Origin of the sequence: Stutzerimonas stutzeri (assembly GCF_024448935.1) — a bacterium.
Classification (GTDB): Bacteria; Pseudomonadota; Gammaproteobacteria; order Pseudomonadales; family Pseudomonadaceae; genus Stutzerimonas; species Stutzerimonas stutzeri_AO.
Genome location: NZ_JAMOIE010000082.1, coordinates 1 through 23,352 on the forward strand (window position 1 = coordinate 1; position 23,352 = coordinate 23,352).

General features: G+C 63.1%; 19 protein-coding genes. 11 read left to right on the plus strand and 8 right to left on the minus strand.

Annotation, left to right across the window (positions count from 1 at the left end; all coding sequences use genetic code 11):
• Positions 1-61 precede the first annotated feature (61 nt).
• The 6 genes from NA637_RS19345 (at position 62) to NA637_RS19370 (ending at position 7,239) form a co-directional block, all read left to right on the plus strand.
• Entirely contained in the window at positions 62-679 is a 618-nt protein-coding gene (locus tag NA637_RS19345) for a YqiA/YcfP family alpha/beta fold hydrolase (protein ID WP_256074098.1), read from the plus strand.
• 18 nt (positions 680-697) lie between these two features.
• Positions 698-2,584, plus strand: a complete 1,887-nt coding sequence (gene parE / locus NA637_RS19350; RefSeq protein WP_256074100.1) for a DNA topoisomerase IV subunit B — start codon at positions 698-700, stop codon at positions 2,582-2,584.
• The gene (locus NA637_RS19355; RefSeq protein ID WP_256074102.1) at positions 2,581-3,561 is read left to right on the plus strand and encodes an esterase-like activity of phytase family protein; all 981 of its coding nucleotides are present in this window, start codon (positions 2,581-2,583) and stop codon (positions 3,559-3,561) included. The genes parE and NA637_RS19355 overlap by 4 nt, the downstream gene beginning before the upstream one ends.
• Complete coding sequence (locus NA637_RS19360; protein WP_256074104.1) at positions 3,558-4,085, plus strand: retropepsin-like aspartic protease family protein; 528 nt, start codon at positions 3,558-3,560, stop codon at positions 4,083-4,085. The genes NA637_RS19355 and NA637_RS19360 overlap by 4 nt, the downstream gene beginning before the upstream one ends.
• Positions 4,082-6,331 (plus strand): DNA topoisomerase IV subunit A, encoded by a 2,250-nt coding sequence (gene parC, locus NA637_RS19365; RefSeq protein WP_256074106.1) that lies wholly within the window; start codon positions 4,082-4,084, stop codon positions 6,329-6,331. The genes NA637_RS19360 and parC overlap by 4 nt, the downstream gene beginning before the upstream one ends.
• 215 nt (positions 6,332-6,546) lie before the next feature.
• On the plus strand, positions 6,547-7,239 hold the full coding sequence (locus tag NA637_RS19370; RefSeq protein ID WP_256074108.1) for a PqiC family protein: 693 nt from the start codon (positions 6,547-6,549) through the stop codon (positions 7,237-7,239).
• 167 nt (positions 7,240-7,406) lie between these two features.
• On the opposite strand, the gene NA637_RS19375 is transcribed toward NA637_RS19370, so the two are convergent.
• A complete protein-coding gene (locus NA637_RS19375; protein WP_256074110.1) occupies positions 7,407-8,960 on the minus strand; it encodes an AhpA/YtjB family protein in 1,554 nt (517 codons plus the stop codon).
• Between the two features lie 198 nt (positions 8,961-9,158).
• Between NA637_RS19375 and serB the strand changes: the two genes are divergently transcribed.
• Positions 9,159-10,373: a phosphoserine phosphatase SerB gene (gene serB / locus NA637_RS19380; RefSeq protein ID WP_256074112.1), complete on the plus strand. Its 1,215-nt coding sequence runs from the start codon at positions 9,159-9,161 to the stop codon at positions 10,371-10,373.
• Between the two features lie 51 nt (positions 10,374-10,424).
• Here the strand turns inward: serB and NA637_RS19385 are convergent, their stop codons facing one another.
• The 6 genes from NA637_RS19385 to NA637_RS19410 form a co-directional block, all read right to left on the minus strand.
• A complete protein-coding gene (locus NA637_RS19385) occupies positions 10,425-11,501 on the minus strand; it encodes an NAD(P)-dependent alcohol dehydrogenase (protein WP_256074144.1) in 1,077 nt (358 codons plus the stop codon).
• A 150-nt stretch (positions 11,502-11,651) separates the two neighbouring features.
• Positions 11,652-13,718 carry a GGDEF/EAL domain-containing response regulator gene (locus tag NA637_RS19390; RefSeq protein WP_256074114.1) on the minus strand — a complete coding sequence of 689 codons (2,067 nt, stop codon included), beginning with the start codon at positions 13,716-13,718 and terminating at the stop codon, positions 11,652-11,654.
• Between the two features lie 61 nt (positions 13,719-13,779).
• A complete protein-coding gene (locus NA637_RS19395) occupies positions 13,780-15,600 on the minus strand; it encodes a molecular chaperone (RefSeq protein WP_256074116.1) in 1,821 nt (606 codons plus the stop codon).
• Between the two features lie 151 nt (positions 15,601-15,751).
• Positions 15,752-16,654, minus strand: coding sequence for an archaetidylserine decarboxylase (gene asd, locus NA637_RS19400; RefSeq protein WP_256074128.1), 903 nt, complete (start codon positions 16,652-16,654; stop codon positions 15,752-15,754).
• 11 nt (positions 16,655-16,665) lie between these two features.
• Entirely contained in the window at positions 16,666-17,481 is an 816-nt protein-coding gene (locus tag NA637_RS19405; RefSeq protein ID WP_256074130.1) for a rhodanese-like domain-containing protein, read from the minus strand.
• A 44-nt stretch (positions 17,482-17,525) separates the two neighbouring features.
• Positions 17,526-19,040 (minus strand): HDOD domain-containing protein, encoded by a 1,515-nt coding sequence (locus tag NA637_RS19410; protein WP_256074132.1) that lies wholly within the window; start codon positions 19,038-19,040, stop codon positions 17,526-17,528.
• A gap of 170 nt (positions 19,041-19,210) precedes the next feature.
• Between NA637_RS19410 and motA the strand changes: the two genes are divergently transcribed.
• Complete coding sequence (gene motA / locus NA637_RS19415; protein ID WP_256074134.1) at positions 19,211-20,062, plus strand: flagellar motor stator protein MotA; 852 nt, start codon at positions 19,211-19,213, stop codon at positions 20,060-20,062.
• Between the two features lie 2 nt (positions 20,063-20,064).
• Positions 20,065-21,075 carry a flagellar motor protein MotB gene (gene motB, locus NA637_RS19420; protein ID WP_256074136.1) on the plus strand — a complete coding sequence of 337 codons (1,011 nt, stop codon included), beginning with the start codon at positions 20,065-20,067 and terminating at the stop codon, positions 21,073-21,075.
• A gap of 106 nt (positions 21,076-21,181) precedes the next feature.
• On the opposite strand, the gene rsgA is transcribed toward motB, so the two are convergent.
• Positions 21,182-22,204, minus strand: a complete 1,023-nt coding sequence (rsgA, locus tag NA637_RS19425; RefSeq protein WP_256074138.1) for a small ribosomal subunit biogenesis GTPase RsgA — start codon at positions 22,202-22,204, stop codon at positions 21,182-21,184.
• A 125-nt stretch (positions 22,205-22,329) separates the two neighbouring features.
• Here rsgA and NA637_RS19430 point away from each other — a divergent pair, with 125 nt between their 5' ends.
• Together NA637_RS19430 and orn are read left to right on the plus strand one after the other, a co-directional pair.
• The gene (locus tag NA637_RS19430) at positions 22,330-22,614 is read left to right on the plus strand and encodes a hypothetical protein (protein WP_256074140.1); all 285 of its coding nucleotides are present in this window, start codon (positions 22,330-22,332) and stop codon (positions 22,612-22,614) included.
• 105 nt (positions 22,615-22,719) lie between these two features.
• Positions 22,720-23,262, plus strand: coding sequence for an oligoribonuclease (gene orn / locus NA637_RS19435; protein ID WP_256074142.1), 543 nt, complete (start codon positions 22,720-22,722; stop codon positions 23,260-23,262).
• Positions 23,263-23,352: the final 90 nt, after the last annotated feature.

The window sequence follows — 23,352 nt, forward strand, 5'->3', positions numbered from 1 at the left end:
TTGCAGCTTGCGCGCCTCGCCTAGTAGCCTTCCCATCCTTTTTTCAGCCCAGCGAACCAGCATGACCCGCGACCAGCCCACCATTCTCTATCTGCATGGCCTCAACAGTTCACCGCTGTCGCACAAGGCCAGCCAGTTGACGGCGGCGCTGAGTCGCCTGGGCCTGACTGCCTCGCTGCAGGTGCCGGCGCTGCATCATCACCCACGTCAGGCGATTGCGCAGCTCGAGAAGGCCATCGCCGAGTTGGGGCGGCCACTGCTGGTCGGCAGCTCCCTCGGCGGATACTATGCAACCCATCTCGCCGAACGCTACGGCCTGAAGGCCCTGCTGATCAATCCGGCCGTAACGCCGCACCGTCGCTTCGATGGTTATCTCGGACCGCAGACCAATCTCTACTCGGGTGAAGTCTGGGAGCTTACCGAGGATCACGTCGTGGCCCTGGCCGAGCTGGAAGTGCCGTCGCCGCAGGACGCCGAGCGCTATCAGGTCTGGTTGCAGACGGGCGATGAAACCCTCGATTACCGTCAGGCGGCCGACTTCTACAGGGGCTGCGCCGTGCGCATCCAGGCCGGCGGCGATCACGGTTTCCAGGGGTTCGCCGAGCGGCTTCCTGCCTTGCTGGCGTTTGCCGGCTTCGATCCGGTGCTGTTTGCAGACGTCGATTTTTCCGATCTATAAGGACATCACGAGACGCACATGTCTTATACCGCCGAAGCCATTGAAGTCCTCTCCGGCCTGGATCCGGTGCGCAAGCGCCCAGGCATGTACACCGACACCTCGAGGCCCAACCACCTTGCCCAGGAAGTCATCGACAACAGTGTCGATGAAGCATTGGCGGGCCACGCCAGCTCGGTCCAGGTGATCCTGCACCAGGACAATTCGCTGCAGGTGATCGACGATGGTCGTGGCATGCCGGTGGACATCCATCCGGAAGAGGGGGTTTCGGGTGTCGAGCTGATCCTCACCAAGCTGCACGCCGGCGGCAAATTCTCGAACAAGAACTATCAGTTTTCCGGCGGTTTGCACGGTGTCGGCATTTCCGTGGTCAACGCGTTGTCGACCCGAGTGGAGGTGACGGTCAAGCGCGAAGGCAACGAATACCGCATGGCGTTCGCCGATGGCTTCAAGGCCAGCGAGCTGGACATCATCGGGACGGTTGGCAAGCGCAATACCGGCACCAGCGTGCACTTTTGGGCCGATCCGAAGTACTTCGACAGCCCGAAATTCTCGATCAGCCGACTCAAGCATGTGCTCAAGGCGAAAGCCGTGCTTTGTCCGGGACTGAATGTCAGCTTCGAGGATAAGAGCACCGGTGAGAAGACCGAATGGCACTACCAAGACGGCCTGCGCTCGTATCTGGTCGACGCCGTCAGCGAGTTCGCTCGGCTACCTGACGAGCCCTTCTGCGGCAGCCTGGCGGGCAGCAAGGAGGCCGTCGACTGGGCCCTGCTGTGGCTACCGGAAGGCGGTGACAGTGTCCAGGAAAGCTACGTCAACCTGATCCCCACCGCGCAGGGTGGCACCCATGTCAACGGCCTGCGCCAGGGCTTGCTGGATGCCATGCGCGAATTCTGCGAGTTCCGCAATCTGCTGCCGCGCGGCGTCAAGCTGGCGCCGGAAGATGTCTGGGAGCGGATCGCATTCGTGCTCTCGACGAAGATGCAGGAGCCGCAGTTTTCCGGTCAGACCAAGGAGCGCCTGTCGTCGCGCGAGGCCGCTGCGTTTGTCTCCGGCGTGGTCAAGGATGCCTTCAGTCTCTGGCTCAACGGCCATCCCGAGCTGGGCTTGCAGTTGGCCGAACTGGCTATCAGTAACGCCGGACGACGGCTCAAGGCAAGCAAGAAGGTCGAGCGCAAGCGTGTCACCCAGGGGCCGGCACTGCCCGGCAAACTGGCCGACTGTGCCGGGCAGGATCCGGCGCGCTCCGAGCTGTTCCTGGTCGAGGGTGATTCCGCCGGCGGTTCCGCCAAGCAGGCGCGCGACAAGGAGTTTCAGGCAATCATGCCGTTGCGCGGCAAGATCCTGAATACCTGGGAGGTCGACGGCGGTGAGGTGCTGGCCAGCCAGGAGGTGCACGACATTGCCGTGGCCATCGGGGTCGATCCGGGCGCGGCGGACATCTCCCAGCTGCGCTACGGCAAGATTTGCATCCTCGCCGATGCTGACTCGGACGGTCTGCACATCGCCACGCTGCTCTGCGCGCTGTTCGTTCGTCATTTCCGCCCGCTGGTGGATGCCGGTCATGTCTATGTGGCGATGCCGCCGCTGTACCGCATCGATCTGGGCAAGGATATCTTTTATGCGCTCGACGAAGCCGAGCGTGACGGCATCCTGGATCGCCTGCTGGCGGAGAAGCGTCGCGGCAAGCCGCAGGTCACCCGCTTCAAGGGTTTGGGTGAGATGAACCCGCCTCAGCTGCGCGAAACCACCATGGACCCGAATACCCGCCGGCTGGTGCAGTTGACCCTGGATGACTTCGACGGCACGCGGGAAATCATGGACATGCTATTGGCCAAGAAGCGCGCCGGTGATCGCAAGAGCTGGCTGGAGTCCAAGGGCAACCTCGCGGAGGTGCTGCTTTGAGTGCTCGCTGGATGGCGCTGCTGGTCGCGCTGGCAGTGCCGTTTTCGGCAGCCGCCGCGCCCGAACTGACAATGGTCAGCGAGCATCCCGTCGAAGGGATCGCTGCGGGTAATCTCTCCGGGCTGGCCTGGTGCGGGGATGCGCTCTGGGCGGTATCGGACCGAGAGGACAACGTGCTGTACCGCCTCGATGCCAGCGATACCGTCTGGCAGGCCGAGGCCGAGCGTTTCGAGTGGCCTCCCGTGCCGAATACCGGGCTGTCGTGGGGCGTACGTGTGCGCTCCGCCTTCACCGGCATGTTGCGCGGGGGAGAGATGGATTTCGAAGGCCTGAGCTGCGACAGCCTGGGTAATCGTTACCTGGTCAGCGAAGCGCATGCGGCGGTGCTGCGGGTCAGCCCGGCAGGCACTGCCGAGTGGCTCGGCTTGCCTGTTGCGGTGGTGCGTCAGGCGCGGGCCAGCGGAATGCTGCTCAAGTTCAACGCCATGTTCGAAGGCGTGGCGGTCGATCCTGGCGCCGATCGGCTGTGGCTGGCGGCAGAGCACAGTCGCCGAGGTCTGATGGTGACCCATCGCAAGCAGAACAGCTGGCACTGTACCGGCGGCTGCGTATTGATGGTCGGCGGCGGACGCGATTCAACACCGCCGGCGATGGATGAAGCCACCCAGCCGCGGCGTTTTTCCGGGCTCACGTTTTATGGCGATAAATTGTTCACGCTCGAGCCAGTGGCGCATCAGATCTGTCGCCGCAAGTTGGAAAACGGGGAGCGTGAGGCATGCTGGTCCTACGCGGACACGGCGATGGCTGAACCGCGCCGCTACGACACCCCGTATGGCAATGCCGAAGCGCTCTGGGTCGATGCGCAAGGCGCATGGGTCGGGATCGACAACAATGAGCTTACCCGTGCAGATGGCGAAAAGCGTCCCGTCGTCTGGCGCTTTGCCGCGCCCAAGGGTGGCTGGAGTGCCAAGCAGTGAGCCAGCCTGCCGGGCGTCGTGCCGGGCGCGTCATGCTGGTCCTGGCGTGGGGGGCGGGGTTGTTGCTGGCCACGCGGTTTTTCTCTGATTGGGAGCAGAACCGTCTCAACCCCAATCGCGAGCCGGTGTCGGTCATCCAGGGCGAACAGATCGAGGTGCACCTGGATAGCAACCCGCAGGGGCATTTTGTGGCCGATGGCCGAATCAATGGCGAGACAGTGACCTTTCTGCTGGATACCGGCGCCACCGATGTTGCCGTTCCGGCCAAACTGGGCGACCGCCTCGGCCTGCCTCGCGGTGCTCCGGTGATGCTGCAGACCGCCAATGGGCAGACCACCGGTTACCGCACCGTGCTGGACAGTCTGGTCCTTGGTGACATCCGGCTGCACAACGTACGTGCCATCGTGGCGCCCGGCTTTGGCGGTGAGCAGATATTGCTCGGCATGAGCGCCCTGAAACAACTCGAATTCACCCAGCGCGCCGGCACTCTGGTGCTGCGCCAACACGCCACGGATCGACCATGAGCGAAACTATCGACCTGAGCCTGGACGGCGTGGAGCGTCGTTCCCTTGCCGACTTCACCGAGCAGGCCTACCTGAATTATTCGATGTACGTGATCATGGATCGCGCACTGCCGCATATCGGCGACGGCCTCAAACCGGTGCAGCGGCGCATCATCTACGCCATGAGTGAACTGGGGCTGAACGCCGATTCCAAGCACAAGAAGTCGGCGCGTACCGTCGGCGACGTGCTCGGCAAGTTCCACCCTCACGGTGACTCGGCCTGCTATGAGGCCATGGTGCTGATGGCCCAGCCGTTCAGCTATCGCTACACGCTGGTCGATGGCCAGGGAAACTGGGGCGCGCCGGACGATCCGAAATCCTTCGCTGCCATGCGTTACACCGAGGCACGGCTGTCGCGCTATTCGGAAGTGTTGCTCACCGAGTTGGGGCAGGGCACGGTGGATTGGGTGCCGAACTTCGACGGTACCCTCAACGAGCCTGCGACACTGCCGGCACGCCTGCCCAATCTGCTGCTCAATGGCACCACCGGCATCGCCGTGGGCATGGCCACCGACGTGCCGCCGCACAACCTGCGTGAAGTGGCCGCCGCCTGCGTGCGTCTGCTGGATGATCCGAAGACCACCGTCGAAGAGCTCTGCGAACATGTGCAGGGGCCGGACTACCCGACCGAGGCGGAGATCATCACGCCGCGTGCCGACCTGCTGAAAATTTACGAAACCGGCCGCGGTTCGGTGCGCATGCGAGCGGTTTATCGCGTCGAGGACGGCGATGTCGTGGTCACCTCGCTGCCGCATCAGGTGTCCGGCTCCAAGGTGCTGGAGCAGATTGCCGCACAGATGCAGGCGAAGAAGCTGCCGATGGTCGCCGACCTGCGCGATGAATCGGATCACGAGAACCCGTGCCGGATCGTCATCATCCCGCGCTCCAATCGGGTCGATGCCGACGAGCTGATGCAGCATTTGTTCGCCACCACCGAGCTTGAATCCAGCTACCGGGTCAACACCAACGTCATCGGGCTCGATGGCCGACCGCAGGTGAAAAATCTCAAGGTGCTGCTCAGCGAGTGGCTGACCTATCGCATCGGCACCGTGCGCCGGCGCCTGCAGTTCCGCCTGGACAAGGTCGAACGGCGCTTGCACCTGTTGGAAGGTCTGCTGGTCGCCTTTCTCAACCTCGACGAGGTGATCCAGATCATCCGCACCGAGGATCAGCCCAAGCCGGTCTTGATGGCGCGCTTCGAGCTGTCCGAGCTGCAGGCCGATTACATCCTCGACACCCGCCTGCGCCAGTTGGCTCGGCTGGAGGAAATGAAGATCCGCGGCGAGCAGGACGACTTGGCCAGGGAGCGCGAGAAGCTGCTGGCACTGCTCGGCAGCGAAGCCAAGCTGAAAAAGCTGGTGCGCAAGGAGCTGATCGCCGACGCCGAAACCTACGGCGATGAGCGTCGCTCGCCCATTGTTGCGCGAGCCGAAGCCCGTGCGCTGTCGGAACATGAACTGCTGCCCTCCGAACCCGTCACCGTGGTGATCTCGGAGAAGGGGTGGGCACGCTGCGCCAAGGGCCACGATATCGACGCCAGCGGGCTGTCCTACAAGGCGGGTGACGGCTTCAAGGCCGCCGCCGCAGGCCGTTCCAATCAGTACGCGGTGTTCATCGACTCGACCGGGCGCAGCTATTCGCTGGCGGCCCATTCGCTGCCCTCGGCGCGCGGCCAGGGCGAGCCGTTGACAGGCCGCCTGACGCCGCCACCCGGTGCCGGTTTCGAGTGCGTGCTGTTGCCCGATGACGAGTCGCTGTACGTGATCGCCTCGGATGCCGGCTATGGTTTCGTGGTCAAGGGTGAGGATCTGCAAGCCAAGAACAAGGCCGGCAAGGCACTGTTGTCGCTGCCGGCCGGTGCGCGCGTGGTCGCGCCGAGGCCGTTGAAAAGCCGCGACCAGGATTGGCTGGCCGCCGTCACGACCGAGGGGCGTTTGCTGGTGTTCCCGGTTCGCGACCTGCCGCAGCTGGGCAAGGGCAAAGGCAACAAGATCATCGGCATTCCGGGTGATCGGGTCGCCAGCCGTGAGGAGTATCTGGCGGATCTCGCCGTGCTGCCGGAAGGGGCGACGCTGGTCTTGCAAGCGGGCAAGCGTACCCTTTCGCTGAAGCGCGATGATCTGGAACACTACAAGGGCGAGCGCGGGCGGCGGGGCAACAAGCTGCCGCGCGGCTTCCAGCGAGTGGACGCGCTGCTGGTCGAGTAAATTGCCTGGCCGGAAAGTGGTAGAGGCTGGCTTCTGCCGGGCGTTTCGCGGAAGATAGTGGCCTTCCGACTTCTCCGATTTGAAATGCGCCGCCGGCCGTTGCCGACCACGTCGCCCGCCCAAGACAATCAGCACCCTGGCTGACGGTAAACGATGGCAGCGGCGCGGACAGGTGGCCGCCTTGCGACGTCGCCCAAGCCAATGCAAAGGTAGAGATGACCGTGCAACGCTTCACAACTGTTTTGCTACTTGCCTGTGCCAGCCTGGCCGGCTGTGTCACCCAGCCTGTGCCAATGTATCGACTCGACAACGGCAACGTGGAAATGCCAGCGCCAGCAGCGGATGGCGCAGCAGTGCTGCTGGGGCCGGTCAAGGTGGCCGATTACCTGCAACATGATGCCTTGCTGCAGCGGCTGCCGGACGGCAGCCTGGCCGCGGATGGCCAGCAGGCGCGCTGGGCTGGAAATCTACAAGGCGACATCAGTCAGCTGCTGTTGCGCCAGTTGGCCTCGCGCTTGAAGACCCAGAGCCTGGAGCTGAGCCCCGGCAGCAAGGGCTTCACCCCTGAGGTACAGATCGAACTCGAGATCACCCGCCTGGACTCCGGCCCTCAGCATCCTGCCGTACTGGAGGCGCAGTGGCGCCTGCTGGACGGGCAGGGTAAGCGCAAGAGCAGCCGTCTGGTTCGGTTGCAGGAGCAGCATCAAGGCAGCGCAAGCGATCAGGTGCGGGCGCAAAGCCTGCTCCTGCAGCGGCTTGGCGAGATGTTGGCGGGCGCGGTTGAGACCCTGATCGTGGCCAAGGATCGCGCCAAACACGGCGTCAACAAAACGCCGAGCAAGCCCGCCGTTCCGGCAATCCCGGCGGTGGAGCCGATCAGGACCGACCTGGAAGTGTTTCGCTTCTGACGGCTTATCCTGAATCCTGGGCAATGAGCGGTGCGACCAGCCGCTGCGCTGCGCCGTGGTAGGAGCGGGGGCAATTTCGCGGCCATGGGCCGCTCCTACAAGGCCCGCCTCCACCGTAGGAGCGGGCCATGCCCGCGAATGAAGCGTTCTATAGCCGAACCTTGGCGTCAGCGGACGCGGCTCTCATGCATGCGGGCGAGCTGACGCTCCAATAGCGACGGGTAAGGCTCGAGCAGTCGCTCGACGCAGCAGGCGCCTTCTGGGCTGGCAATGGGACGGATACGTGCGCGCTGGCGAATCAGGCTGTCTTCGCCAATCCCTCGTTCGACCAACAGCAGGTTGCGGCTGTGTTGAGACATGGCCAGCGCCGCTTGCGCGGGCTCGCTCAGGAGAAGGTCGCCCTGGCTGAGGTCGTACAGTCCTTCTCCCTGGGTCAATCCCAGCTGCAGCTGCAGCTGCAGCGTGACACTGCTATCGGCCACTTCGATCTGCAAGGCGTGCCCAAGCGCGCGCATCAGTTCGCCACAGCAGAGCGCGTGGGTCAGGTAGTTCTGCTCATCGTCCTGGCTGTGAAACAGCATCAGGCTGCTGCCATCGTTGAGCGTATGCAGTTCGGCCTGATACAGGGTCGCGGCCTGCTGCAGGCAATCGCTATAGCGCTGCAGGAGCTCGCTAAGCCGCGCGCGTGGCAGGCGGCGCAATCGCTCTTGGGCGCCAAGCTGGATCGCCAGCACGGCACTCTTGCCGGAGATGGCGGGGGCTGCGGGACTGATCGTGGCCGAAGCCTGGGCAGGCGCAGGCTGCGCCCTGGGCTCATCGAACGGAGGGTGGTCATCGAAGTCATCGTCGAATGACTCGCCGCTAGCGTGATCATCGATGGCCAGGCTCTCGGTCGATTCGCCGAGAGGGTGCCGAAGACCCACATCGGAACGCTCGTACTGTTTGACCGCAGCCGCCGCAGGCACCTCGAAATGCGCCGAATAGAGTTCCTCCATGCTGTCGTCCAGCTCGATTTCCGGCTCTGGCTTTTCCGGCACCAGGCGTGCCTGCAGCTGCCGCGCCAATTCACCGATTTCATCTTGCCGGCCTGTGCCGGGTGCGGGGTCATCGGGGTCGCGCAACCACAGGCGCAACTGCAGCAGGGGTAGGGACAGCTGCCGGCCCAGGCGCATGCTGAGCGTCAGGGTTAGCGCGAGCAGGATAAGACTGAGCAACCCCATGCTTTGCAGGCTGATGGTCATGGGTTGCTGGAACTGCTGCATGTCGAGGCTGATGCGCAGATGTCCGGCGATCACCTCCTGAAAACTGATGGGGGTGGAATAGAGGCCTTCCTCGTCGCCCAACAGACTTCGCTGCGGGCGGCTACCCGATTCCGCCAGCACGCGGTTGTCGACACTGTAGATCGCCGCGTGCGCCACCAGCGGGTTGTTCACCAGGTTGCTCAGCAGGACATTGAGGCTGAGGAGGTCGTTGGCCACCAGCAGATCGGTCGCCGAGGCGGCCGTCTGGGTGATCAGGCTTTGGCCAAGGGCATCGGCCTGCTGTTCCATCGCATGCTTGAACTGCATGCCCATGACCCAGGCGTAGATGATCAGGGCCAGCGCGACGAGCAGCAGCGTGTGGCTGGCTACCCGCAGAACCAGCGGAACACGACGCTGGCGTAATGCACCATAGATCAGCAGGAAGAAATTGTCGGGCTTGACGGATGCGGGCCGGTTCACAGAGCGCGGCTCTACTCTTTAGGAAAGTGGCGCGCAGTATACGGAAAGCGCTGTGGGGGCTAAAGGTCGCTCGGTCAAAGCAGACGAATTGCAGGCGCGCCAAAGCAGATGAGGATTGGACACCGCTGCGTCGCTGCAGCGCTCAGCGGCCGTCGTGCTGATATAGAATGCCGGTCTTGTTTGCAGAGGAGCCATGCCTTGCGCGAAATCGTCCTGATTAACATCACCGGGCAAGACCGCCCCGGGCTGACCGCGGCCATCACCGGCGTACTCGCTCAAGGGGGTGTGAATATCCTGGATATCGGTCAGGCCGTGATCCACGACACCCTGTCGTTTGGCATTCTGGTGGAAATACCCGATACCGAACGGGCGTCTTCTGTACTCAAGGATGTGCTGTTCATGGGTTACAAGCATGACCAGCAGGTGCGCTTCACGCCTGTCGCCGAGGCCGATTACCAGCAGTGGGTGGCCGGGCAGGGCAAGCCCCGGCATATCGTTACCCTGTTGACCCGTAAGGTGACTGCCGAGCAGTTGCAGCGGGTCAGCTCGATCACCGCCAAGTACGGCCTGAACATCGACCACATAGACCGTCTTTCGGGTCGCCAGCCACTGGACATGCCGCAAGAGCTGGGCAAGGGTTGCATCGAATTTTCGGTTCGTGGCGAGCCGGCCGATACCGCAGCGTTGCGTGCTGAGTTTCTCAGCGTGGCGCAGGAGCTCAACGTCGACATCGCTTTTCAGCGTGACTCGGTTTTCCGTCGCAATCGCCGGCTGGCGGTGTTCGACATGGACTCGACGCTGATCGAGGCGGAAGTCATCGACGAGTTGGCCAAGGTGGCAGGCGTTGGCGATCAGGTTGCGCAGATCACCGAACGGGCAATGCGCGGCGAGCTGGACTTTCGCGCCAGCTTCCGCGCGCGCCTGGCATTGCTCGAAGGCCTGGAGGAGCGCGCGTTGGCCGAGGTGGGCGCCCGGCTCAGGCTCACCGAAGGCGCCGAGGTGCTGTTCGCCGAACTCAAGCGCCTCGGCTACAAGACCGCCATCCTGTCCGGCGGCTTCAGCTATTTTGCAAAACAGCTGCAAGCCAGACTGGGCATCGATTACGTCTATGCCAACGAGCTGGAGATCGTCGATGGCAAGCTCACCGGTGTCGCTCAGGAACCGATTGTCGACGCGCAGCGCAAGGCCGACCTGCTCCGCGAGCTGGCTGAGCGGGAAGGCTTGCGGCTGGAGCAGACCATTGCCGTGGGCGACGGCGCCAATGACCTGCCGATGCTTGGGTTGGCGGGGTTGGGTGTCGCCTTTCGCGCCAAGCCACTGGTCAAACAGTCCGCCAAGCAGGCGATCTCGACACTGGGGCTGGACGGGATTCTCTACCTGCTGGGCTTCCGCGACCGTGAGGGAACGGAATAAACAGGCTGGAAGCCGAGCGGGTGAGGCGTTGGCTTCCAGCCAAGGCTTGGGTTAGGGCTTTATCGCCACTTTGAGCACCCCGTCGCGCTGATTGGCGAACAGCTCATAGGCGCCGGCGATGTCGTCGAGGGCGTATTGATGGGTCACCAAAGGGGCAAGGTCCACCCGTCCCGAGGCCACCACGTTGAGCAGCCGGCGCATCCGCTCCTTCCCGCCAGGACACAGCGAGGTGACGATCTTGTGGTCGCCGAGACCGGCATGGAAGGCACCAAGCGGAATGCTGAGGTCGGCTGAATACACGCCCAGGCTAGACAGGGTGCCGCCAGGCTTGAGCACGCGCAAGGCGCTTTCGAAGGTGGACTGTTGCCCGAGTGCTTCGATGGAGGCGTCAACGCCGCGGCCGCCGGTGAGCCGGAGGATCTCCTCGACTACATCCGTTTGCTTGAAATTCAAGGTCACGTCAGCCCCCATTTGCCGGGCAATGTCCAGGCGTGCATCGACCCCGTCGACGGCGATGATCATCCCGGCACCCCGCAGGCGTGCCCCGGCGGTGGCGCAGAGACCGATCGGTCCCTGGGCGAAGATGGCCACTATGTCGCCGATCTTGATCCTGGCGGCTTCGGCACCGGCGAACCCGGTGGACATGATGTCGGGGCACATCAGCACCTGCTCGTCGGTCAGCCCGTCGGGGACTGGCGCCAGGTTGCCCTGAGCGTCCGGGACCAGTACGTATTCGGCCTGGGCGCCGTCGATGGTATTGCCGAATCGCCAACCGCCCATCGGCTTGTAACCGTGGCAAGCACAGCCGCCGTCTTGAGAGGACAGGCCGTCCTGGCTGGCATAGGAGGAGAAGTTTGGACAGATCGCACCGGCGATGACGCGCTGGCCCTCCCGGTAGCCCTGTACGTTGCTGCCGAGCTTCTCTATCACGCCCACGGGTTCGTGGCCGATGGTCAGGCCGGTGGCGACGGGATATTCGCCCTTGAGAATATGCACATCGGTGCCGCAGATGGTCGTGGTGGTGATACGCAGCAGTGCGTCGTTGGGGCCGACATCGGGGACAGGTTTGTCAACAATCTCGATTCGACCGGGTTCGACGAACGCGGCGGCTCTCATCATGGTCATGATACTTTCCTCGCAGGCTAGGTCGGAACACTGTAGTCCAACCCTGGCGGTCGGAGCTGACAGAGATCAAGTCCTGCGAGGACGCGGCGGGTGTCGACGGGGTCTTTTCGTCGTGGCGATTCGAGCGACCGATGGAGCCACTGCGGCTGGGAATCAATCTTCGTCGGAGGAAAAACTGTAATCCATCGACTGGCTCGGGCCCTGCAGGTACTGCCCCTGGATATAGCCGACACCCGCCTGCCAGAGCGTGGCCAGCACGGTGGCGCTGTCCACGAAGGGCACGATGGTCTGCCTGGCCTGTTGGTGGAGCTGGGCCAGGAGCTGTTTGAGCGCTTCCTGATTCTCCTGACGGCTCAGGTCCTGGGTATAGGAGCCATCGATCTTCACGAAATCGGCGTTGAGGTGCTTGAGTGTATTGAACGGATTCAGCACGCAGCCGAACTGGTTCAGGGCGACGCGGCAGCCGAGCCCGGCAAGCCCCTGGGTGAGCGCCTTGGCCTGCCTCAGGTAAGTGACGGCGTCGTTTTCGTCAAGTTGGAAAACCAGCGAATCGGGCGGCAGCTGGGAAGCCTTGACTGCGACGCCGAGCCAGCCAAGAAGTGACGGGTCCTGCAGACTGGGCCCCGACAGGTGAACCATCAGCCGCGTGCTGTGGCCCTTGCTGCGGTGTTCGGCGAGCAGTTTGATCGAGTTAAGCAGCACCCAGCGATCGATCCTGGTGGCCAGTCCTGCCTCTTTAGCGGCATCGAGAAACTCTCCCGGTGGTACCTCGGCGCCCTCCGGGTCGAGCAGGCGCAATAGCACTTCGTAGTGTTCGTGGCTATCGCCGCGCAGACTGATGATCGGTTGGAACAGCAGGCGGAAGCTGTTCTTTTCCAGCGCCTGTTGCAGCATGGCGAGCACGTTGCCGCGGCTGGCGGCGGCTGCGAGTTCGCGGGCCGGATCGTAGGTTCTCAGGGCGTTGCCATCGGTCAGCTCTTCGGCGCAGCGGTGGGCGCGGTCAATCACGTCCCGAGCTTTCGCGGTCTGTTCGTCGAGGGCCGCGACCCCGATACTCAGACTGGTCTGGACGGTGCGGCCACCGACATCGAAAAGATGCCCTTCGACCTTGCGTAGCAACTCAGTCAGGGGCTGTTCGAGTTGCTTTGGCGTGGCCTCTGCCATGAGTACCGCGAACGCATCGTCACCGAAACGTGCCAGTTCGGCCGGCTCCGTAAACTGCGCGCGAAGCAGCTGCGCCAATTCGGCCAGCAAGCGATCCGAATCGCCCAGGCCGATCTCGGCTTGCAGGCTGGCGAAACGATCGATGCGGATGTAGGCGAGGCTCGAACGCTTTCCGGCGTTTACCGCGCGCTCGACCGCGGCGTCCAGCGACTCAAGGAAATGGTTGCGGTTGTAAAGACCGGTCAGCAGATCCTGGCTGCTGATCTCGCGCAGCTTTTCCAGCTCGGCATTGTCGCCTTCTGCGCGAATGACGGTCTGGATGCACGGCTCGCCATCGTAGCTGGCAGGCGAAAAGTGCATGCTTGCCTTGAAGCTGCTGCCGTCAGCGCGGATCCCGTGGCAGACCAGTTCGGCGCTGCCCTGCAGGCCTTGATAGTTCTTCAGAAAACCTTTGAACTCGCCCTGATCGCAGGAAGTGATCAGGTCAATCATTGGCATGCCTTCGAGCGCTTCCACATCCGCGTAGCCAAACAGCTCCAGATAGGCCCGGTTGGCGTAGATATGCATGCCGTGGTGGACATAGGCAATGGCATCCACCGAACTCTCCAGCAGCAGCTGGCAGCGCTTTTCGGCTTCGCGTAGCGCCAGTTCGGCGGAGCGGCGCGCACGTCGCTCCTCGAGGTTTGCCAGTTCCCTGCTCGCGACCAGGATCAGCCACTCGTCCTCGCCCTGCGGCAGTGCGCCCTGAGCGCCCAGGATGAGGGCCTCGGTAATCGCATCGGTGTCGTTGCCCTCGATAAGCTGGATGACCGGAATATCCTTGGCTTGCTTGCGAATGGCACTGATGGCTTCGCCAGGGTCGAGGTTGGCGCTGGACGGCGCATTGATCAGAAGGTCCCAGGTCTGCTGCAGTGCATCGGCCAGGTCTTCGCTGGAGGTCAGGCGATGAACGCGCGTTGCCTGGCCCGCGTTACGAAACAGGCTGACCAGTCGCTCAGCTTCATTCTGCGAATCCTCGAGGATCAGCAGGCGGATGGTTTTCTTTTGCGGGGTCATGGCTGCAGCTTTGGAACGCGCCGTTGAGGGGCGTGAAGGCTAAAAAACGGTGACCGGCAATCTACAGCGTGTTCCAGAGCGAGTCAAAATCATCACCCCGTGAAGTCGCCTGGGTGTCCCGCGCAGTGATCGGCGTCTCCCGGGCGGAGGCGAAGAGGCCCACCAGCTGAAACTCGAACTGGTTATAACTGCTGGTGCCCGCCTGCCGGCGACCGAGCCTGGCGCGATGCTCGTCGCCGTTCTGGTTGATCTGCACCTTCTGGCCTTCCTGGAAGGGCAAACGCGGGACGATCAGCGTAGCTGGACGCGAGATCACGCTGATTTCCGGCAGCAGCAGGGCGCGCAGGTATTCGCTGCCCTGATCGGCCTTGCGCAGCAGGCGAAGCCCGCAAGGCTGTGCCTGCGGCGCGATGAGTTCAACGCCCATCTGCGGCCCGCTGCCGCGGACCTGACGGACCCAGCGCACCACTGCGACGCTCCAGGCCTGGCTGCTGGCGTCCTGCAGGCCGAGCAGCTCGCCTGCCTGGAGTTGCGCCGGGACCTCACCCGGCCAGGACAGGCAGTAGCCGCCTGGGCTCTGGTCGACCCGTTGCACTTCGAAGGTCGAAAACGGGTTATCGGCTTCGGGTTGTGCGGCCTCGTCTTCCCCGATCACGCCGGGCGGTGCGGTAAGCGGGCGAACGAACTCAATATGGTCCTCTTCTGGAAGTCGCTCCTCCTCTACGGCGACCTGGGCGTCAAACGCCACGGACCAGACGTCAGGTGCGGCGTTGTTCAGCTTGAATACAGCCGATCGAGTCGCGTCAGGGCGTTTCAGCAGCCTGCCGAACGGGCGCTGGCCTGCCAGATAGTAATGCAATGCACTCATGCCGATGCACAGGGTCATCGACCCTTGTGTCGGGGCGCGTTGGAAGCTGCGCTCGGAGATGCCACCCCAGGCGGCGGTCAGATGCTGCAACAGGTCCGGATTCAACCCTTTGGGGATGGCGAGCGCGGTATCCGCGGTGGCTGGCAACTGCAGGTGCGACTGGATGGCCTTGACCAGACCGTGCGGGTCGATGCCGAGCAGATCGGAGCGTTGGTTGGCCGGGTACATCGAGCGATAGCGCGGAGGGCCATCGATACGTGGGGATACGCCGAACAGGCTGGCCGGCTCCAGCCCAGCCTGGAGATGGACCAAGGCGCTCCAGGGTTCGAGCAGTTGCGCGAGTTGGCCGATACCTTGCTGCCGCATCTGATTGCAGCGGGCGCTGCCCAGCATCAGCGCAACGATGTAGCTCTGTTCCGTACTGAGACCGGGGACCTGATAGCACAATCGGTCCTGTACGAGGGTGCGGTGTATGCCTTGGGCGGCGGCGATCGCGTACAGCTGATGCAGCTCCAGCCAGAGGCCTTTCGGCGTCGGGCTGTAGAGCTGTGTGGAGCGCACGAGCATTGCGCAAAGGCTGCGGATCGCCCGCTGCAGGGCAATGGTGAGCAATTGCAGGCGGTCACGGCCGGGCTCTGCTGCCAGCTCGGCGGAGCTCAATTTGTAGCCAATGGCGAGGTGGTTGTGCAGTGCTTGGCACAGGCTGGCGACTTTGCGCGGACGTTCGCCGAGCACGATAGGCTGATTGATGAAGTAGCGTTCCAGTTCCCGGCAGACGAAATGGATTTCTGGCCGCAGCAGCTCGAGCAGCTGCAATCGGTTCGCCGCGGTCGTGCGCAGCTGATTGAGCTCGCGCATGGCCTGGTACAGCTGTCGCGCGGTCTCGCCAAGGTTCGCCTTGGGCAGGCCGGAAAGCCAGCGTCTGACGCCGCGCACGCTGGGTTCGCAGAAGGATAACGCCTGGCAATCCGGCGTCGACACGCGCAACAGCAATGGCTGGCTCTGGTTATCCAAGCGATAAAACTCCGTGGCATGCCTGCAGCCGTACCACTGACGGCGGTGGTGGGGCAGAAGCCTGCGATGCCATGATATCAATATACAATCATTGCGGCCAATCATAGCGAACTCGGAGCAATTGGCCAGCACCAGCCGACCGTTGGCGCTGTCAGGGCTGAGCTGAGACCGGTGGCGGTGCCACGATGTCACCCTCCGGCTTCGCCTGGCCCAGCCCTTCGCCCATGCGGACCGGTGTCAGCGCCGACAGCTGTTCGGCCCAGCTGACCCGGTCCGGTCCAAACAGCAGGATCACGGTGGAGCCGAGCTTGAAGCGGCCCATTTCCGCCCCTTTCTCCAGCCGAATGGGCGCCCGCGCTGCTTCGTCGTAGTGAAAGGTCTTGAGCGTGCGCTTGGGCGGCGTAACCAGTCCGGCCCACACGGTCTCGATGCTGGCGACGATCATTGCGCCGACCAATACCATGGCCATTGGCCCGTGTTCGGTATCGAACAGGCAGACCACCCGCTCATTGCGAGCGAACAACGCCGGGACACCCCCAGCGGTGGCGGTGTTCACCGAGAAGATGCGGCCCGGTACGTAAACCATCTCCCGCAGGGTTCCCGCCAGTGGCATGTGCACCCGGTGGTAGTCCTTGGGCGACAGGTACAGGGTGGCGAAGTCTCCACCCATGAAGGGCGCGGCACGTTGGTGATCGCCGCCGAGCAGTTCCATCACGCTGTAGCTGTGACCCTTGGCTTGAAAGATCCGCCCTTGCTCGATCTTGCCGAGCTGGCTGATGGCGCCATCGCAGGGGTTGAGGACCGCAGCGGGTGTCGTGTCGAGTGGGCGAGCGCCGTCTTTCAAAGCGCGGGTAAAGAAGGCATTGAAATGTTCGAAAGCAGTCGGCTCTTCGATCTGAGCTTCGTGCATCGGCACGCCAAAGTGACGAATGAACGCCTTGATCAAGGTGTTCTTCACCCAGGGCAGGCGGCACTCGGCGAGACAGCCGGCGAGGCGTGAAATCAGATGATGCGGCAGCAGGTACTGGCTGAATACGAACAAGCGATCTTTCATGGATGACCTTTTCATTGCTGGATCGGGGTGTCGGGCAGGTTGCCCCATTCGCCCCATGAGCCGGGGTATCCCTTGACGCGCGGATAGCCCAATGCCTTGGCCAGCAGGTAGGTGAAGCCGGAGCGATGATGCGTCTGGCAGTGGGTAATGATTTCCTTATCGGCGGTGATGCCGAGCGCCTCCAGCCGTTCAGCGATGTCTTCGCGGATGCGCATGGCGCGTGCCGGGTCCATGGCTGCGGTCCACTCGAAGTTGATTGCGCCGGGGATATGCCCGGCGCGCGCCGCGAGCACTTTCTCGCCGCGATACTCTTCCGGCGAGCGCGCATCCCAGATCACCAGATCGGCGGCACCGAGCCGGCTTTCGATGTATTCGCGGGTCGCGCTAGGCGTGTCGTCCAGTTGCAGGGCGACCGGCCCGCCTGCCGCGACAGGGCTGCCTTGCGACAGGGGGCGCTGTTCCGCCAGCCAGGCGTGCAGCCCGCCGTTCAGGTAGTGGTAATGGGGGTGGCCGATGACATCAAGCAGCCAGATGAATCGGCCGGCCCAGCCGCCTCCTTCGTCGTCGTACACCACATAGACAGCGTCGGCACGATGCCCCAGCGCGCCAAACAGTGCTTCCAGCTGAGGTTTGCCGGGCAGTTGCCCCGGCGCCGGTGGCTGGCCGAGCTGAGTCTGCTTGGGATCGACGAAGCGTGCGCCAGGCAGGTGGCCCTCGGCGTAGCGCGCAGCACTGGTCAAGTCGACCAGGATCAGCTCGGGAGCAGTCAAACGCTTGGCCAGATCGGCCGGTTCGATGACCAGCGGCAGGGAGGAAAAGGCGGACACGGCAGGCCTCGAACGGACAGAAAAGGAGCAGTCTAGCGAAAAAATCAGCGGACGCGTTTGCTGAACGTCGCCAGGGCGCGCTCGATGCACTGGACCGTCTTGGTGAAGGCCTGCACGTCCGTCTCACTGAAAGCGGTGTTGTTCTGATCGACCACCAGCAGCAGCACCACCCGGTTTTCCAGGCCGACGGAGCGCAACAGGACGTGTTGGCTGGGGAACAGTGCCTTCAATGCGTCGGGCAACAGCGCTGTGAATTGGGCGAGGTTATCCGGCTTGAGCCGTAATAACGCCGGTTTTTCCAGCAATCTGCGCAACACCCGGCTTTGCTCGGGCTCGAGCATCAGCCGGGCTGCTTCGTTTGGCAGTCCGCCGGCCTGCTGACTGACCAGGCGCTGTTGCGTGCGGTCTACCAGCAGCAACAGTACGCGCTGCATGCCCGAGCACGTCAGTGCCTTGCAGGCCGTGGCTGTGAGTTGGGGCAGATTGTCGAAGGGGCAGGGGTCGCTGAGCAGCTTGCGGCAATGCTCGCGCCATTGGGCCAGGGTTTCGGTGCCGGGCAACGTCGCGGCCTTTTCCGCCTGGAATGTGCTTTCCCACGGCCAGAGCAGGCCCTGGGCCGGATGCCAGAGATCGGTCGGCCCGACCGCGCGGGCACTGGCAGCCGCTTGTTGATGCGCCATCTGCTGCAGTTCGGCGAGAGGCACCTGCAGGTAGAGTCCAGCGAGCCGCTGCCAGCGCAGGCTGTGGATGCCGCTCCAGCTGTGATGCGCCGAAACTGCCAGGCCGTTTGCGAGCACGATGGTGTTGCTTGGCAAGGTGAGCCAGCGACGCAGCGTAGGGTCGGCGTCGAGCATCTGTTGCTGGTGCACGGGATGTTCGTTATCGCGGGCGATGTGCAGGGCCTTGATCAGCATGCGCCGGTGCTGGTTGAGGAGCCGGTAGCCTTGGGCAATCCAGCCGGGCAGCCCCCAGTGTTCGGCGGTGGCGATGCAGAGCTCCAGCAACGAGACGCCCAGCAACGACTGCTCGACCTGGCGGGCGGGCTCGCGTTTGACCAGTACGCGCTGCTCCCAGGTCTCCAACAGTTCCGGGTGCGCGGCGACCAGCGCCCACGCCGGTGAAAGAAACAACAGGCTGCTCCAGTGGATCTCCTGCCAGAGCCGCGCCAGGCGTGAAGCGAACAACCCGTTAGCCTGCTGGCTGGCGTGGCCACTGATCAACATCAGCTGCCGTAATGGCGCCGGAATAGCGTTTGGCTGAACGGAGGGCACCTTGGCGAACAGGGCTTCGGCGCGCTTCAGGCCGATTCTGCTGAGCGCAACCTCAAGGCTCTCGGCCGGTTTGCTGGTCGATGCGGCGTTGCGGTTGGCTTCGCGGATCACGCTAAGTGCAAGGACCGGACTTTCCTGTATAAGGTCCGAAATCTCGTGCATGGATAAGCTGCTGTCGCCCAGTGCCCATTGAACACGCGCATAGGGACCGGCAGCCGCCGGCAGGACAACGGCGTCCAGCGTCTTGAGCCAGGCGGCAAGTGTGCGAGGGAATGGTGTCGTAGTCATGGCGCCGCCGAGCTAGCGTTTCATCGGGATGGCCTTTAGTTTGGCGCAAAAGGCCCGATAACCAGCACAATTCTTTTCCTCTGCCCTTCCGCCTGACTCCAATCGTGAGCGTACGATGTCGCACGGCTTGTTCCAGGCGCCCTGAGACCGGATTTTAGACGTACCTACCTATGGCAAAAATAATCGGCATCATTGTGGTAATCGTCAGTGTTCTGGGCGGTTTCATCCTCTCCGGCGGCAAGATTGCCGCGCTGATCCACCCGTTCGAGGTGGTGATCATCGGTGGTGCCGCACTTGGTGGCTTCCTGCAGGCGAACCCCGGCAGCACGATCAGAATCGTGTTCAACAAGTCGCTGCAGATGTTTGGCAACCGCTTTACTCACAAGTACTACCTGGAAGTGCTGGGGATGCTCTACGAGATCCTCAACAAGAGTCGCCGTGAGGGCATGATGGCCATCGAGGCCGACATCGAAGAGCCCGCAGCCAGTCCCATATTCAGCAAGTATCCGGCCATTCTGAAGGACGAGCGGATGACCGCCTTCGTCTGTGATTATCTGCGGATCATGTCGTCAGCTAACATGGCTCCGCACGAGCTGGAAGGGCTGTTCGACATGGAGCTGACCAGCATGAAAGAGGAGCTGGAGCATCCTTCCCATGCGGTGGCTCGCGTTGCTGACGGCCTTCCAGCCATGGGTATCGTGGCAGCGGTATTGGGTATCGTGGTCACCATGTCGATTCTCGCCGACGCGGACAACGCCATGATCGGCGAGAAGGTCGCCACGGCTTTGGTCGGCACTTTTCTCGGTATTCTGGCTTCATATGGCTTCTTCGGACCGCTGGCGGCTGCGCTCGAGCATGATGCCAAGCAAGAGCTGAACCTGTACGAAGGGATCAAGGCGAGCCTGGTGGCTTCTGCATCGGGTATGCCGCCGACCCTGGCAGTCGAATTTGGTCGCAAGGTGTTGCTGTCGGCGCATCGGCCGAGCTTCTCCGAGCTGGAACAAGCCATGCGTGGCAGCTGAGCGTGGATAACAACCAACCGATTATCGTCAAGCGGATCAAGAAAACGGCTGCCGGCCATCACGGTGGCGCCTGGAAGATTGCCTTCGCCGATTTTGCGACCGCCATGATGGCCTTCTTTCTGGTGATGTGGCTGGTGTCCTCGGCCACGCCCGAACAGAAACGTGCAATTTCGGGCTATTTCCAGGACCCCATCGGCTTCACTGAAAGCGCCAGTCCGCATGTGATCGACCTGGGCGGTACGCCCACCCCGTCGCCGGATCGCAGCTTGAACGATACGATCGACCCGGCTGTTCAGCAGAGCGAGTCGAAGATGGATGCCGATCAGGCGGAAACCTTCGCCGAGCAGTTGGAGCGCGAACGTCTCGACCTGCTGCTTCAAGAGTTGCAAAACAAGGTTGACGAAAATCCTGAGCTGACCCGCTTCAAGGACCAGCTCCTGTTCGAGATCACTCAGGACGGCTTGCGCATTCAGATCATGGATGCGGCCAATCGTCCCATGTTTGCCCTCGGCAGTGCCCAGTTGCAGCCGCACTTCGAGGATATTCTGCTGGCCATGGCCGATACCATCCGTGCGGTGCCGAACAAGATCAGTATCAGCGGGCACACCGATGCCAAGCCCTATGCCGGGCACGGCGAATTCGGTAACTGGGAGTTGTCGGCAGGGCGGGCCAATGCGGCTCGGCGCGCCCTGGTTGCGGGTGGCTATCCGGAGGGGCAGATTGCCCGGGTAGTGGGCTATGCCTCTTCGGCCTTGTTTGTTCGGGAGGAGCCGCTGAATCCGGTCAATCGGCGCATCGATATTCTGGTGTTGACCAGCAAAGCGCAGCGCGACATCGAAGGCGAACAAACGGATGCGGCGGATGCCGCAGCGGCTCCGCAGCAAGCGCCTGTAGACGATGCATCGGCGCCAGCGCAAGATGCGTCCGAACCGCTGCAAGCACCGCAGTTGCGCCAGCGGCTGAACATCTTCGAGGACGGCGGTCTGCAATTCGACCAGCCTGGCGGCCGGTAAAGCAGCCGCAAGCTGCAAGAAAAAGCCGTCCGGCCTACGCTTGGCTTGAAGCTTGAAGCTTGAAGCTTGAAGCTTGAAGCTTGAAGCTTGAAGCTTGAAGCTGCCCCTACTCCGGCAGGCTGCTGATGATATGTCGGTAACTGGCCATGCGTTGTGGCTGGATTTGCCCCTGCTCCAGCGCCTTGAGCAAAGCACAGCCCGGCTCGCGGTCGTGCTTGCAGTCGCGAAAGCGACAGTGACCCAGCAGATCCTGGAACTCGATGAAGCCGGCCTCGATATCCAGGCGGCTGACGTGGCCCAGGCCGAATTCACGGATGCCCGGGGAGTCGATGAGCTCGCCACCGGCGGGGAAATGAAACAGCCGCGCGGTCGTGGTGGTATGCGTGCCTTTGCCGGTCATCTCTGATAACGCACCCACCCGGGTGTCGACGCCAGGCAGCAGGCTGTTCACCAGCGACGATTTGCCCACCCCGGATTGGCCGACGAACACGCTGACGTGCCCGTCGAGGCGCGCTTGCAACGCCTGCATGCCGGCGCCGTCATGCGCCGACACCTCCATCAGGGGATAGCCCAGGGTGCGGTAGACCGCCAGCAGGGCATTGAGCGCACCCTGGTTCCGGGCATCGATCAGGTCTGCCTTGTTCAGCAACAACAGCGGCGTGATACCGGCATGTTCGGCGGCGATCAGGTAGCGGTCGATGAGATTGGCGTGCGCCTCCGGCAACGGGGCGAAAACGATGACGATCAGGTCGACGTTGGCGGCCACGGGCTTGAGCTGGCCGCGCGGGTCCGGTCGGCAGAGCTCGGACTGGCGCGGCAGTTGCGCAACGATTACGCCGATGCCCTGGTTGCCTGGACGCCAGACCACCCGATCGCCGGTCACCAGCGCTGGCAGATTGGCGCGCAGGTGGCAGCGGAAGACCTGACCGCAGTGCTCGCCTTCCTGAGCCTCGACTTCAACCTGCACGCCGAAGTGGGCGATGACCAGGCCGGTCTGTTCCGGGCCGAGATCGCCGCCCTCGAGCTCTTCCACGGTGCGCGATTCGCGCCGCGCCGCGCGTGAGGCGCGTTCTGCCTGAATCTTCTCGATGCGCCAGCTTTGTCGGCGGTTGAGTTGGCGTTTGGCCATTGCGGGGGTGCCCAAGTATCAAAGGACGGCGAGTCTAGCATGCCGGTGAATACAGGCTGCGGGCCTGTTTTTGCTGGGCTTCGGCCGGTGGGCTAGCCAGTCTCTACCGCTCGCGGCGAGCCGCCATGCCTGTCTCCTCACTTACTGGTTATTTCGCCTTGCCGGCGCGGCTCAGTCAACTGCTGTCATTGCTGCTGTGCTGGCTGTTCCAGCGCAACTGCCGGGTGCGTTCGCGCGGCTCTGGCGCGAGCCGTCGGCGATTACGAGGCGGTCTGTTGCTGTCTTTCGCCCGCCCCATGGCCGCGTTGTGGCAGAAGGCTCGGGTCGAGATGAGCCTCGGATGCGCTGTTGCTCAGGAACAGCTTCGAGGTGCCTGCGTTGCGGCGCAGGAAAACTCTGGCCATCGATGACTGGCGGCGTTCACGCCTGTTGAGTTGGCGGCCCGGGGGCTGATGCGCGACCTGACGGCCGCCCAATGAGCGGCTAAACTGCGCGCCACAGCCAAGGAGCTCAGCATGCAGAACCCGCAAAACCTCATCTGGATCGATCTGGAAATGACCGGTCTGGATCCGGACAACGATGTCATCATCGAAATGGCAACCATCGTTACCGACAGTCAGCTCAACGTGCTGGCCGAAGGACCGGTCATCGCCATCCATCAGGGCGCTGAAATCCTCGCCGGCATGGACGAGTGGAATACGCGCCAGCATGGCGGTTCCGGCTTGACTCAGCGGGTGCGCGACAGCCAGATCACTACCGAGGAGGCCGAGGCGCAGACGCTGGCGTTTCTCGAGCAGTGGGTGCCCGCGGGCAAGTCGCCGATCTGCGGTAACAGCATCTGCCAGGATCGGCGTTTTCTTTACCGCCGCATGCCGCGCCTGGAAGCCTACTTCCACTACCGCAACCTGGACGTTTCGACACTCAAGGAATTGGCCGCGCGCTGGGCGCCTGAAGTCCTGGCGGGTTTCAACAAAGGGGGTGCGCACCTGGCGCTGGACGACATTCGCGAGTCGATTGCCGAGCTGCGCCATTACCGCGAGCACTTTATCAAAAGCTGAAAAGACGAAAAAAGACGCTTGAGGCTGAGGGCTGGACGAGCCGCAATTCACTTGCCTGGGAGGTGCTTGCCGGCTTCGCTGTCCACCTCC

Bases quoted from the DNA above. Each gene is read 5' to 3' on its own strand.
- parC (WP_256074106.1), top strand. From the start codon at position 4,082: ATGAGCGAAACTATCGACCTGAGCCTGGACGGCGTGGAGCGTCGTTCC.
- rsgA (WP_256074138.1), bottom strand. From the start codon at position 22,204: ATGGCCAAACGCCAACTCAACCGCCGACAAAGCTGGCGCATCGAGAAG.
- NA637_RS19430 (WP_256074140.1), top strand. From the start codon at position 22,330: ATGCCTGTCTCCTCACTTACTGGTTATTTCGCCTTGCCGGCGCGGCTC.
- motA (WP_256074134.1), top strand. From the start codon at position 19,211: ATGGCAAAAATAATCGGCATCATTGTGGTAATCGTCAGTGTTCTGGGC.
- orn (WP_256074142.1), top strand. From the start codon at position 22,720: ATGCAGAACCCGCAAAACCTCATCTGGATCGATCTGGAAATGACCGGT.
- NA637_RS19345 (WP_256074098.1), top strand. From the start codon at position 62: ATGACCCGCGACCAGCCCACCATTCTCTATCTGCATGGCCTCAACAGT.
- NA637_RS19410 (WP_256074132.1), bottom strand. From the start codon at position 19,040: ATGACTACGACACCATTCCCTCGCACACTTGCCGCCTGGCTCAAGACG.
- NA637_RS19370 (WP_256074108.1), top strand. From the start codon at position 6,547: ATGACCGTGCAACGCTTCACAACTGTTTTGCTACTTGCCTGTGCCAGC.
- asd (WP_256074128.1), bottom strand. From the start codon at position 16,654: ATGAAAGATCGCTTGTTCGTATTCAGCCAGTACCTGCTGCCGCATCAT.
- NA637_RS19390 (WP_256074114.1), bottom strand. From the start codon at position 13,718: ATGACCCCGCAAAAGAAAACCATCCGCCTGCTGATCCTCGAGGATTCG.
- parE (WP_256074100.1), top strand. From the start codon at position 698: ATGTCTTATACCGCCGAAGCCATTGAAGTCCTCTCCGGCCTGGATCCG.